At 68.1% G+C, this 12166-nt stretch carries 10 protein-coding genes; 5 read left to right on the top strand and 5 right to left on the bottom strand.

The features are described 5' to 3' along the window. The first annotated feature begins 67 nt into the window (after positions 1–67). Positions 68–1423: a flavin monoamine oxidase family protein gene (locus IXW21_RS10710; protein ID WP_194764242.1), complete on the top strand. Its 1356-nt coding sequence runs from the start codon at positions 68–70 to the stop codon at positions 1421–1423. Here IXW21_RS10710 and IXW21_RS10715 read toward each other — a convergent pair. Beyond that, positions 1392–2432 (bottom strand): TIGR00730 family Rossman fold protein, encoded by a 1041-nt coding sequence (locus IXW21_RS10715; protein ID WP_194764243.1) that lies wholly within the window; start codon positions 2430–2432, stop codon positions 1392–1394. The genes IXW21_RS10710 and IXW21_RS10715 overlap by 32 nt on opposite strands. A 118-nt stretch (positions 2433–2550) precedes the next feature. Between IXW21_RS10715 and IXW21_RS10720 the strand changes: the two genes are divergently transcribed. Continuing rightward, the gene (locus IXW21_RS10720) at positions 2551–3054 is read left to right on the top strand and encodes a pyridoxamine 5'-phosphate oxidase family protein (protein WP_194764244.1); all 504 of its coding nucleotides are present in this window, start codon (positions 2551–2553) and stop codon (positions 3052–3054) included. Positions 3055–3126: 72 nt separating this feature from the next. Here IXW21_RS10720 and IXW21_RS10725 read toward each other — a convergent pair whose 3' ends face one another. Then, positions 3127–4884 carry a proline--tRNA ligase gene (locus IXW21_RS10725; RefSeq protein WP_194764245.1) on the bottom strand — a complete coding sequence of 586 codons (1758 nt, stop codon included), beginning with the start codon at positions 4882–4884 and terminating at the stop codon, positions 3127–3129. Positions 4885–4926: 42 nt separating this feature from the next. After that, a complete protein-coding gene (locus IXW21_RS10730) occupies positions 4927–5697 on the bottom strand; it encodes an isocitrate lyase/PEP mutase family protein (protein WP_194764246.1) in 771 nt (256 codons plus the stop codon). 124 nt (positions 5698–5821) lie between these two features. Between IXW21_RS10730 and IXW21_RS10735 the strand changes: the two genes are divergently transcribed. Continuing rightward, positions 5822–7237, top strand: a complete 1416-nt coding sequence (locus tag IXW21_RS10735) for an RNB domain-containing ribonuclease (protein ID WP_194764247.1) — start codon at positions 5822–5824, stop codon at positions 7235–7237. Between the two features lie 26 nt (positions 7238–7263). Beyond that, entirely contained in the window at positions 7264–7956 is a 693-nt protein-coding gene (locus tag IXW21_RS10740) for a nucleotidyltransferase domain-containing protein (RefSeq protein ID WP_194764248.1), read from the top strand. Positions 7957–7963: 7 nt separating this feature from the next. Here the strand turns inward: IXW21_RS10740 and IXW21_RS10745 are convergent, their stop codons facing one another. Then, complete coding sequence (locus tag IXW21_RS10745) at positions 7964–8842, bottom strand: hypothetical protein (RefSeq protein WP_228528391.1); 879 nt, start codon at positions 8840–8842, stop codon at positions 7964–7966. 4 nt (positions 8843–8846) lie between these two features. Next, positions 8847–9977 (bottom strand): flavodoxin-dependent (E)-4-hydroxy-3-methylbut-2-enyl-diphosphate synthase, encoded by a 1131-nt coding sequence (gene ispG / locus IXW21_RS10750; protein WP_194764249.1) that lies wholly within the window; start codon positions 9975–9977, stop codon positions 8847–8849. A gap of 252 nt (positions 9978–10229) precedes the next feature. Between ispG and IXW21_RS10755 the strand changes: the two genes are divergently transcribed. Next, complete coding sequence (locus IXW21_RS10755; protein ID WP_194764250.1) at positions 10230–12113, top strand: chorismate-binding protein; 1884 nt, start codon at positions 10230–10232, stop codon at positions 12111–12113. Positions 12114–12166 lie beyond the last annotated feature (53 nt).

A 12166-nucleotide genomic window follows, 5' to 3' on the forward strand; every position in this document is an offset into this window, starting at 1 on the left:
TGTGCCCACCGCCCGCTGCCACGGCGGGCGTCGCGGGCCCGCGGCGCAGGACACCCGGGAGGACCCAGTGACCACGTACGACACGATCGTGATCGGAGCCGGCATGTCCGGCGTCACCGCAGCCCGTATGCTCGCGGACGCCGGAGAGCAGGTCGTGGTCCTCGAAGCACGGGAGCGCATCGGAGGTCGGATGAGCACCGACCGCGCCGCCGGGTTCCCCGTGGATCTCGGCGCGTCCTGGATCCACGGCATCGACGGCTCCCCCCTGTGGGAGCTGGTGCAGACCCTCGGCATCCCCACGATCGAGTACACCGTCGGGAGCTTCCAGGCGGGTGGTCGTCCGATCGAGAACTTCGACGGTGAGGGCACGCCGATGGATGCCGCGAGCACCACCCAGTGGGTCGACGACGTCGCGGCGGCGGACCGCCTGCTGGTCGACGAGATCGAGCGGTCCTCTCCCGGCGACACCTACCTCGACGTGGCCGAGCGGGCGCTCGACCGCTCGGGGTTCGCACCGGAACGCATCGACGAGATCCGCGAGTTCTTCCGACACCGCGTCGAGGAGCAGTGCGGAGCCTGGATCGGAGACCTCGACGCGCACGGGCTCGACGAGGATGCGATCGACGGTGAAGAGGTGATCTTCCCCCGGGGCTACGACGAGCTCCCGCGGCGCATCGCCACCGACCTCGACATCCGCCTGGGGCACGTGGTCACCCGCATCGCGCGCACGGATGCCGGCGTCACGGTGTCGACCGAGCACGGGGAGTTCTCCGCCCGAAGCGCCGTGGTCACGGTGCCGCTCGGAGTGCTCAAGGCGGGGTCGATCGACTTCGCCCCCGCTCTGCCCGACGCGGTCGCGGGGCCGATCGAACGGCTCGGCATGGGAGTGTTCAACAAGGTATTCATCCAGTTCCCGGAGCGCTTCTGGAGAGAGGACAGCTATGTTCTGCGGGCTCTCGGCGAGGCCGGTGAGCACTGGCACTCCTGGTACGACGTCTCGGCGGTGAGCGGGCTCCCGACACTCCTCACCTTCGCCGCGGGCCCGTTCGGTCGCAGGATGCAGGAGCTCCCTGATGAGGAGATCGTCGCCGACGTGCTCGTCGCGCTGCGCGCCCTGTACGGCGACGCCGTCGCAGAGCCGACAGCGCACTGGATCACCCGCTGGGGACACGACCCGTTCTCGAACGGGTCCTATTCGCACCTGGCTGTCGGGTCATCGCATCACGATCACGACGCGGCGGCGGGGCCCGTCGACGGAGTGCTGCACTTCGCCGGCGAAGCCACCTGGGGCGACGAACCTGCCACCGTGGGGGCGGCGTACTACTCGGGGCACCGCGCGGCCGAGCGCATCCTCGGGCATGACGTCGACCTCGCCGCCTTCGTGGCCGGCGTCAGAGCGCGGGAGCAGTCTCCAACGAATTGATCGCACCGATCAGTCGGAACAGGTTGCCCACCTGGCGCTGATCGAGATGCAGCGCCAGCCGCGGCAGATGCAGCACGTCGTCGTCGGCGACCTCCGGTGAGCGCGGTGCGCTTCGCTCGATACGGCCGCTCGCCAGCATTCCGGCGAACTGATCGTTGAGCTGCTCGACTTCCGCATCGGTCGGTTCAGAGCGAAGTCGGAGCACGAGGGTGTCACCCACCCAGCGCAGCGAGTCGTAGTTGCGCCAGAATCCGGCGATCACCGCGGCCGCGGACTCGACCGAGTCGGTGATGACGACCCGGTCGAAATCACCCTCGGAGATCACGCCGGTGGGCGCGAGATCCTCGTCGATGAAGCGCTTGAGTCCGTTCCAGAACGTGCCGCCCGGCTCATCGAGAAGCACGATCGGGGTGGGCTCGGCCTTCCCCGTCTGCTGCAGCGTCAGGAGCTCGAACATCTCGTCGAGCGTGCCGAATCCTCCCGGCAGACAGATGAAGCCGATGGATTCCTTGATGAGCATGAGCTTGCGGGTGAAGAAGTACTTCATCGCGACGACGTGGTCGCTTCCGGCGACCAGGCTGTTCGCCTTCTCCTCGAACGGTAGTCGGATCGAGACGCCCAGCGAGAGCGCGGGGCCTGCACCCTCCGCCGCGGCCTGCATGATCCCCGGTCCGGCTCCGGTCACCACCATCCAGCCGTCCGCCGCGAGAGCCTCCGCGACTCTTCGCGCCTGGAAGTACAGCGGATCGTCCTGTCGGGTGCGTGCGGACCCGAAGACGGTGACCTTGGGGACTCCTTCGAACGGTGCGAAGAGCCGGAACGCATCGCGCATCTCCGCCAGCGCCGCGGATGCGATCTTGAGGTCGAGCCTGTTCGTGCCGTCCTCGCCGAGCAGGATCGCGGTACGCATCATGCGCATCACCAGGCGCCGATCGGTCTTGACCCCGGCCTCGTCCAGGACGACGTTGATCTCGGCACTCAGCGATTCGGGCAGCGGTTCCTCGGTCATGAGTCCACCCTGTCATGCACGATCGGCGGCGTGGGCGCCGCAACGCCGCTCCCGATCACGCGACCCTCGCCGTGTCAATCCCCGTGCCGGTGCCGGCCGCTCGCGCGAAGCTGTCGACATGACAGAGATCACTGGACCTGAAGCACGTGCTCGCGTCGCCGAGCTCGTGGAGGACATCGACTTCACGATGCTGACGACGACCGACGACGACGGCAACCTCGTCAGCCGACCGATGTCCACGAGGCAGATGGATGATGCCGGAGACATCTGGTTCTTCACCGCGGAGGACACCGAGAAGGTCGACGAGGCACGCAAGCACCGCCAAGTGGGGCTGTCGTACTGCGACGCCAAGGGGATGCGCTACGTCTCGGTCGCCGGCAGGGCCTCCCTCGTGCACGACCGGGCCAAGATGAAGGAGCTCTACTCGCCGTCGCTCGAGATCTGGTTCGCCGAGGGCCTCGACACCCCCGGGATCGCGCTCCTGAAGGTGACGCCCACGGTGACCGAGTTCTGGGAGCCGGCCAAGGGCAAGATCGCGATGGCTGCGGGGGCGCTCAAGGCACTCGTCACGAAGGACACCCCGGACGACGACATCATGAACCACGGGCACATCGTGCACTGACCGCCCTCCTCATCGAGAACGCCGCGTACCCGAGAAGGGATACGCGGCGTTCTGCGTGAATCGACATGAGAGTCAGCGGCGTGTGAGCCGGCCCAGCGCGTCGGCGATCGAGACCGCATCCCGTTCGCCGGTGCTGCGATCCCACAGTTCGACCTGACCGTCGGCGGCGCCTCGACCGACGATGACGATCTTCGGGACGCCGACGAGTTCGGCGTCGCCGAACTTCACGCCCGGCGACACTTTGGGGCGATCGTCGTAGAGCACGTCGAGTCCGGCCGCCTCGAGCTGCGTCGAGAGGTCAGCGGCCACGTCGAAGGCGACCTGGTCGCGACCGGCGGCGACGACCTGGACGTCGAACGGGGCGACGGACGCGGGCCAGATGAGACCCTTCTCGTCGTTGTTCAGCTCGGCGATGATCGCCAGGATGCGGGTGACGCCGATGCCGTACGAGCCCATCGTGACGGTGACGAGCTTGCCGTTCTCGTTCAGCACCTTGAGTCCGAGCGCTTCCGCGTACTTGCGACCCAGCTGGAACACATGGCCGATCTCCATGCCGCGTGCGAGCTCGACCGGACCAGATCCGTCGGGCGCGGGGTCGCCCGCACGGACGTTCGCGATCTCGACGATGCCGTCGGCGAAGAAGTCGCGTCCGGCGACGACCGAGTGCGCGTGCTTCTCGTCGATGTTCGCGCCGGTGATCCAGCTGGTGCCCTCGCTCACGCGGGGGTCGACCAGGTAGCGGATGCCTGTGGCGGAATCCTCACCGAGCATGGCGCCCGTCGGTGACCAGGGCCCGATGTAGCCCTTGACGAGCAGCGGATTCTTCTCGAAGTCGTCGGCGGTGGCCGTCTCGACCTCGGCGGGCGCGAACGCGACCTCGGCGCGCTTCTCGTCGACCTCGCGGTCGCCGGGGATGCCCACGATGACGAGTTCGCGGGTGCCGTCGAGGTGCGTGAGCGCGAGCACGACGTTCTTGAGCGTGTCTGCGGCCGTGTACTCGCCGTCGAGGTGAGCGTTGGAATGCGCCACCAGCGTCTCGATGGTGGGTGTGTTCGGCGAGTCGAAGACCACCGGCGCGGCGTCCGCGTCGAAAGCGATCGCATCGGGCACGGCAGTCGTGAACGCCTCGACGTTGGCGGCGTATCCACCGGCACTGCGGACGAACGTGTCCTCGCCGACGGGAGTCGGGTGAAGGAACTCCTCGCTGCGCGAGCCGCCCATCGCTCCGGCATCCGCCTGGACGATGACGTACTCGAGCCCCAGCCGCTGGAAGATGCGCTCGTACGCATCGCGCTGCGCCTGGTAGCTGACCTCGAGGCCCTCGTCCGAGGAATCGAAGGAGTACGCATCCTTCATCGTGAACTCACGACCGCGGAGCAGACCTGCGCGCGGACGCGCCTCATCGCGGTACTTGTCCTGGATCTGGTAGAGGGTCAGGGGCAGATCCTTGTACGACGAGTACAGGTCCTTCACGAGCAGGGTGAAGGCCTCTTCGTGAGTCGGAGCCAGCAGGTAGTCGCCGCCCTTGCGGTCCTGGAGACGGAACAGCAGGTCTCCGTACTCATCCCAGCGCCCGGTCGCCTCGTACGACTCGCGCGGCATCAGAGCCGGGAAGTGCACTTCCTGCGCACCGGCAGCGCCCATCTCCTCGCGGACGACGGTCTCGATCTTGGCCTTCACCCGGAGCCCGAGCGGGAGCCATGCGAAGATGCCGGCGGCCTGCGGTCGGATGTATCCGGCGCGGATCAGCAGCTTGTGGCTCGCGACCTCTGCGCCTGCAGGGTCTTCACGGAGCGTACGGAGGAAGAAGTTCGAAAAACGAGTGACCACGGGCCAAGTCTACTGACCGGTGGTCACCCGTTTCGCGACTCGTCAGTTGAGCGCGGGCAGCCCGTTGGGGATCACACCTCCGGCGTAGAGGCTCGCGGCGAGTTCCTGCACGGCGGTGAGGGCGACCCGCTGAGGAAGGGGTCCGTACGAGATCCGGGCGACGCCGAGCTTCTCGTACTCGGAGGCCGCGAGCGTGCCGGGCAGACCGATCACGCTGAGCTTGCCCTCGCCGAGGCCCTCGACGAGCTGTCGTGTGATGTTCGCGTCGAGCATGCCGGGGACGAACACCGCGGTGGCACCGGCGTCGAGGAAGGCCCGACCGCGCTGGATGGCGTCGGCGACACTCTCGGCGACAGGGCGGTGGCCGGCACGCACGAATGCGTCGGTACGGGCGTTGAGGGCGAACGGCACGCCTTCGGCCTCGGCGGCCTTGACGATCGCCTCGACAGCCGCCACGGACTCGTCGAACGGCTTCAGACGGTCCTCGACGTTGGCGCCGACGACACCGGCACCGATCGCGAGCCGGGTGGTCTCCCCCGCATCCCCGTATCCGTCGTCGAGATCGGCGGTCACCGGCACGGAGACGGATGCCGCGATGCGCCCGACCATGTCGATCATGATCTCGCGGGTGATGGTGCCGTCCTCGAATCCGAACGAGGCGGCGATCCCGTGTCCGGCGGTGGCGATCGCCTTCGTCTCGGGGAGCATCGCGACCGCACGAGCGGAGACGACGTCCCACACGTTCACCACCCGGAGGATCTCCGGGGCTTCGTAGAGTCCGATCAGGGTCTGGGCTTTCGCAGCAGTGGTCATGCCCCCACGCTAACGCCCAGTATTCCGGTCGGGGCCGGACGGACACGCAAATCACAGGTTTCCCTCGTCATCAGACCCGCCACCGGGTGACCGCACATCATCGACCGCCGCATAGTGTGGGCACATGCCTCAGCGCCGATCTCACGTTGCTCCGTCCGCCGCGCAGACCGAACTCGCTGCGGCGCTCACCGCGCTCCGCGAATCCCTCGACACTCCCACCGACTTCCCGGCAGAGGTGGTGGCCGAGGCCGCCGACGCCGACGCCGCGACTCCTGGCCTCGACCTGCGCGACATCCCCTTCGCGACGCTCGACCCGCTCGGGTCGCGGGACCTCGATCAGGCATTCCACCTCGAGCGGCGGGATGCGGGATACACCGTGCGGTACGCGATCGCCGACGTTCCGGGCTTCGTCGCGCCGGGAGGCGCGGTCGACACGGAGGCGCGTCGCCGAGGTCAGACGCTGTATGCGGCAGACGGCACGATCCCGCTGCATCCGAAGGTCCTGAGCGAGGACCGCGCGTCGCTGCTGGCGGATGTGGATCGTCCCGCGCTCGTCTGGACGTTCTCCCTCGATCCTGCGGGAATCGTCGAGGAGTTCCGGCTCGAGCGGGCCTTGATCCGCTCGCACGCCCAGCTCGACTACGCCAGCACTCAGGCCGCACTCGACCGGGGCGAGGGCGGCCCCGCAGCGCTGCTGCCGGAGATCGGCACGTTGCGCATCGAGCAGGAGAAGCTCCGGGGCGGCGCGAGCCTGAACCTGCCGGACGAGGAAGTCGTGCGGCACTCCGACGGGACGTACGAGATAGAGCGCAGGCACCCGCTGCCCGTCGAGGAATGGAACGCCCAGCTGTCCCTGATGACCGGCATGGCGGCCGCATCCCTGATGATCGACGCCGGCATCGGGATCCTGCGCACGATGCCTCAGCCCGATGAGAAGTCCTTCGAGGCGTTCCGCCATCAGACCGAAGCGCTCGGGCGCCCGTGGACGACAGGCAGGTACGGCGAGTACCTGCGGCGACTGGATCGTGCCGACCCGATGACGCTCCCTGTTCTCGAGGCAGCGGCGTCGCTGTTCCGCGGGGCGGGCTACGTGACCTTCGACGGCGCGCTGCCCTCCGAGATCGAGCAGGCGGCGATAGCCGCTCCCTATGCACACGCCACCGCTCCCCTGCGTCGCCTCGTCGACCGCTGGTCGCTCGCGATCTGCCTGGCTGTGTCCGAAGGGCGTGACGTACCCGACTGGGTTCGCGAGTCGCTCGATGACCTCCCCGCGCTGATGCAGGAGTCCGGTCAGCGCGCATCGACGCTCGACTCCGCGACGATCAACTGCGTCGAGGCCGCGCTTCTCACACCGCTGGTCGGTTCGACGGTGGATGCGACGGTGATCGAGGTGCGTGGGGAACGGGGAACGATCCAGCTCGCGGACCCCGCCGTCACCGCCTCCGCTCCGCTCCCGGCGGATACCGTTCCCGGCGCGGTCGTGCCACTCCGGGTCGTGCGTGCGGACATCGCACGAGGCGAGATCGAGTTCTCTGTGTGAACGGCACAGGCAGCTACGCTGACGGCGTGAATCCCCTCGCCGTCGCTGAACGATTCGTCGCTGCGCACTACCCCCGAGCCGACGTCGCCATCGTTGCGGGAAGCTCCGCCCGCGGAGAGCGCACCACGACGAGCGACATCGACCTGCTGCTGCTCGGAGACGCACTGTTCGACGCGCGGGATCAGACGAGCGAGGCGTCGACTCACGAGTTCGAGGGTGAGATCTTCGAGGTCTTCGCCTACACGCCGACCGGTTTCGACGAGTGGGCCGATCGTGGCGTCGCCCCGTACAGACCTGTGACCGTGCACATGCTCGTCGACGGCATCGCGATCCGGGACGACGGCCGCCTCGCCGCGCTCCGAGAACGGTGGCAGCGCATCCTCGACGCGGGCCCCGCGCTGTCCGCGCAGGAATCCACCTTCCGCCGCTACGTCATCACCGACGTTCTCGACGACCTCAGGGATGCCACCGACCCTCTCGAGCAGCAGATCGAGGCAGCCATCCTGTTCGAGAAGATCGCCGAGCTCATGCTGCTCAGCGAGCGGCGGTGGATCGCTTCGGGCAAGTGGCTGCCGCGACGGCTCCGGGACCTTGGTCACGAACGCGCCGAGCTGCTGAGCATCCCGTGGATCGATCGCGACTATGCGACGTTCGCCGACCGTGTCGAGGACGAGCTCGATCGTGCGGGCGGCCGGGTTCAGAGCGGCTTCGTGCGCTGAGCACGACTCAGGACGCGGGCACGGCCCTTGTCGTCATGACCAGCGTCTGAGGATCCGTCAGGTCGAGCGTCACCGAGATCGAGACGAACTCGCTGAGGGACGCGACATGTGTACCGCCGCACAGGATCTCTGCGGTTCCCTGAGGAAGCTCGCAGCTCCAGCTGCGCCGATCCACGATCGTCGGGCCCTCAGGCACCACGCGGCTCGGCGCGCCTGATGCGACCCAGGCGGTCAGCTGTGCATTGATCGCCGCCTCTCGGTCGGCGAGCGTCGCGGTGAGCCCCTCGGTGTCGAAGCCCGCCTTGCGCAGGCTCTTGCCGAGTCGATACTCGTCCACGGCGCCGTCTTCGTGGATGCGGCTGGACTGGTTCGCCCTGGCCTCGAAGTTCGGGGTGCCCAGGGCATCCACACCGGGATCCTTGCGCCACAGATCCGCGAGCGCGAGGTCGAGAGCCAGCGACGCGAGGTGGCAGGCCGTGTGGCCGCGGCTGAGCCCCGCCCGCCGGGACGAGTCGACCGACAACTCGACGCGCGCACCCTCGACCATCCACGCCGGCGCCTCGGCCTCGAGCGGATGGCCGACGAGCCAGGTCCACCCATCAGCCCCGCGCTTCACCGGGATGTCAGAGCCGACCGCGAACGCTCCCTCGTCGGAGACCGCGGCCATGACCGCCGGGGAGACTCGGACGGCAGAATCGTCGTACGCGATCTCACCCGTGTCGCCAGGCTGGTCGGGCCAGGTGTGATCGACGGGGTGGAACGGGGTCGATTCCACGACCACGACGGCGCCGATCGGCGTCGATTCGACGCGCGAGACAGTGCTCGAGCCGGTGACGTCGCCACCGGCGAAGGACACGATCGTCGACGTGGTCACCGCAGAGACCACGCGCTCAGACCGTGACGACCTGAGCGGTGCCGAGCGGCGCCTCAGGTCCCATCTCGGCCGCGATGCGGTTCGCCTCTTCGATCAGAGTGGCGACGATGTCGGCCTCGGGCACGGTCTTGATGACCTCGCCCTTCACGAAGATCTGCCCCTTGCCGTTGCCGGAGGCGACACCGAGATCCGCCTCACGGGCCTCACCCGGTCCGTTCACGACGCAGCCCATGACCGCGACGCGCAGCGGGACGGTCATGTCCTTGAGTCCTTCGGTCACGTTCTCGGCGAGCGTGTAGACGTCGACCTGAGCGCGTCCGCACGACGGGCACGAAACGATCTCGAGCTTGCGCTCACGCAGGTTCAGGGACTGCAGGATCTGGTGGCCGACCTTCACCTCTTCTGCGGGAGGAGCGGAGAGGGACACGCGGATGGTGTCGCCGATGCCCTCACCGAGGAGAATGCCGAATGCCGTCGCGCTCTTGATGGTTCCCTGGAAGGCGGGGCCCGCCTCGGTCACGCCGAGGTGGAGCGGCCAGTCGCCCCGCTCGGCGAGCTGGCGGTATGCCTTCACCATGACGATCGGATCGTTGTGCTTCACCGAGATCTTGAAGTCGTGGAAGTCGTGCTCTTCGAACAACGACGCCTCCCAGACGGCGCTCTCGACGAGTGCCTCCGCGGTCGCCTTGCCGTACTTGGTCAGGATGCGGCGGTCCAGCGATCCTGCGTTGACGCCGATGCGCAGGGAGACTCCTGCGGCCTTGGCGGCCTCGGCGATCTTGCCGACGTTGCCGTCGAACTCGCGGATGTTGCCCGGGTTCACACGCACGGCGCCACAGCCCGCGTCGATCGCGGTGTAGATGTAGCGCGGCTGGAAGTGGATGTCGGCGATCACCGGGATCTGGCTCTTCATCGCGATGATCTTCAGCGCATCGGCATCGTCCTGGTGAGGGACGGCGACACGGACGATCTCGCATCCGGATGCGGTGAGCTCGGCGATCTGTTGGAGCGTCGCGTTGATGTCCGTCGTCTTCGTCGTCGTCATCGACTGCACGGTGACGGGAGCGTCACCGCCGACGAGCACCTTGCCCACCTTGATCTGGCGAGACTTGCGGCGCGGGGCGAGGACTTCGGGGATCTTCGGCATCCCAAGATTCACTGCTGGCACAACCCACAGCCTACGCCGCCTGGATGGGGACGGGCTGGATGTCGGGCGGTGCGCATCTCGCGTCATGCGGCCGATCCCGAAGGCGTCGGTGTGATAGTTTTCAGCCCATGCTCGCGAACTTCACCTGGTGGCCCGCCTCTTAGGCGGTGTGTTCGCGTTCCCACGAATCCAGACCGCCTCCGGGGCGGTCTTTTCGTTGAGCCGAGCCGGAGCCACGCACAGGAGACACCGATGACCCTCTCACGTCTTGCCGAGCTCACCGCAGATCCCACTGCGTCGTTCGTCCTGATCGCCCGCGACGGCGCGGACACCGTCGAGCTGCTCACGGGCGAGGTCGTCGACGTCGATCTGCTCGCCGACATCCCGCTCGACATCGACGGCACACCGCGCGAGGTGTTCGCGATGGTGCCGTACCGGCAGGTGCGCGAACGGGGATTCGTCGCGCAGGAGGACAGCGCGCCGCTGCGCTGCGTCATCGTGGACGAGCATCTCCACCTGCCGACTCCTGCGCTGCTCGAGGCGCTTCCCGCCGCACCCGTCCCCCTCATCGGCGGGGGCTTCGATATCGCCGATGAGGAGTACGCCGCGATCGTCGAGACCGTGATCGCGGATGAGATCGGGCGCGGCGAAGGCGCCAACTTCGTGATCCGCCGCGACTTCACCGCAGAGATCGACGTCGACGACCGCACGGCCGCGCTCACCTGGTTCCGTGCGCTCCTGACGCACGAACGCGGTGCGTACTGGACTTTCGCGGTGGTCACGCCCGGTCATATCGCGGTCGGCGCGAGCCCCGAGGCGCACGTCGTCGCCCGCGGCGGTGTCGTCACCATGAACCCGATCTCCGGCACCTTCCGTCACCCCGCCGGCGGGGCGACCAAGGAGACACTCGTCGATTTCCTCTCCTCCACGAAGGAGACCGAAGAGCTGTTCATGGTCGTCGACGAGGAGCTGAAGATGATGAGCGCCGTCTGCTCGGACGGCGGACGCATCACCGGCCCACATCTGAAGGAGATGTCCCGGCTCACCCACACCGAGTACATGCTCCGTGGACGCAGTGCTCTGGATCCCCGGGACATCCTGCGCGAGACGATGTTCGCGCCGACCGTGACGGGCTCCCCGATGCAGAACGCCTGCGCGGTGATCCGCCGTCACGAGACGAAGCCGCGCGGATACTATTCGGGGGTCGCCGCGCTCTTCACGCCCAATGACGAGGGCGGACACGACCTCGACGCCCCGATCCTGATCCGCACGGTGTACCTCCGGGACGGATCGCTCAACGTTCCGGTCGGCGCGACGCTCGTGCGTCATTCCGATCCGCATGGCGAGGTGTCGGAGACGCACGGAAAGGCCGCGGGCGTGCTGGGTGCCATCGGAGCGATCGACCGCGACAGCGCCGCGGACGCACGCGAGGACGCGGACGCGCCCGCCGCTCCCCGGTCGCTCGCCGACGACCCCACCGTCGAGGCTCTGCTCGCCTCGCGCAACTCGCGGCTCGCCGAGTTCTGGCTGAACCCGCAGGGCGAGGACTTCACCGGCCCCTTCGCGGGACGCTCGGCCGTCGTGGTCGATGCCGAGGATCGCTTCACGACGATGCTCGCCCACCAGCTGCGCCACCTGGGTCTCGATGTCACGATCCGAGCGTGGAGCGATCTGACCGACGACCAGCTCGACGCCGCCGACCTGGTCGTGGCGGGACCCGGCCCCGGAGATCCGAGAGACGCGGGCAGCCCCCGCATCGAGCGGATGCGCCAGGTGGTGGCGCGGCGAGTCGACTCGGGTGCCCCCCTGCTCGCGGTGTGCCTGAGCCATCAGATCCTGAGCGACCGATGGGGTATCGTCCTCGCTCCCCTGGACGCGCCGCACCAGGGCCTGCAGAAGGCCGTTCCCGTCTTCGGAGAGGATGCGTCGATCGGCTTCTACAACACCTTCACTGCGCGCGTCGCTCCGGGCACCGTGTCGATCGGGTCCGCAGAGGTGTCGGCTGATCCCGAGACCGGCGACGTCTATGCGCTGCGAGGCGAGCACTTCGCCTCGATCCAGGGCCATCTCGAGTCGATCCTGTCGCGCGACGGCATCCGCACCCTCGAGCGTCTCGTCGCCCACGCACTGTCCTGAGCGCGAACGGGGCGCGTCGCCGAGTGCGGCGCGCCCGATCGAAGGTCGCGTTC

Origin of the sequence: Microbacterium sp. UFMG61 (genome assembly GCF_015354505.1) — a bacterium.
Taxonomy (GTDB): Bacteria; Actinomycetota; Actinomycetes; order Actinomycetales; family Microbacteriaceae; genus Microbacterium.

Excerpts from the sequence above, each read along its gene's own strand:
- IXW21_RS10755 (WP_194764250.1), top strand. The coding sequence starts at position 10,230 with ATGACCCTCTCACGTCTTGCCGAGCTCACCGCAGATCCCACTGCGTCG.
- IXW21_RS10715 (WP_194764243.1), bottom strand. The coding sequence starts at position 2,432 with ATGACCGAGGAACCGCTGCCCGAATCGCTGAGTGCCGAGATCAACGTC.
- IXW21_RS10720 (WP_194764244.1), top strand. The coding sequence starts at position 2,551 with ATGACAGAGATCACTGGACCTGAAGCACGTGCTCGCGTCGCCGAGCTC.
- IXW21_RS10735 (WP_194764247.1), top strand. The coding sequence starts at position 5,822 with ATGCCTCAGCGCCGATCTCACGTTGCTCCGTCCGCCGCGCAGACCGAA.
- ispG (WP_194764249.1), bottom strand. The coding sequence starts at position 9,977 with ATGCCGAAGATCCCCGAAGTCCTCGCCCCGCGCCGCAAGTCTCGCCAG.
- IXW21_RS10730 (WP_194764246.1), bottom strand. The coding sequence starts at position 5,697 with ATGACCACTGCTGCGAAAGCCCAGACCCTGATCGGACTCTACGAAGCC.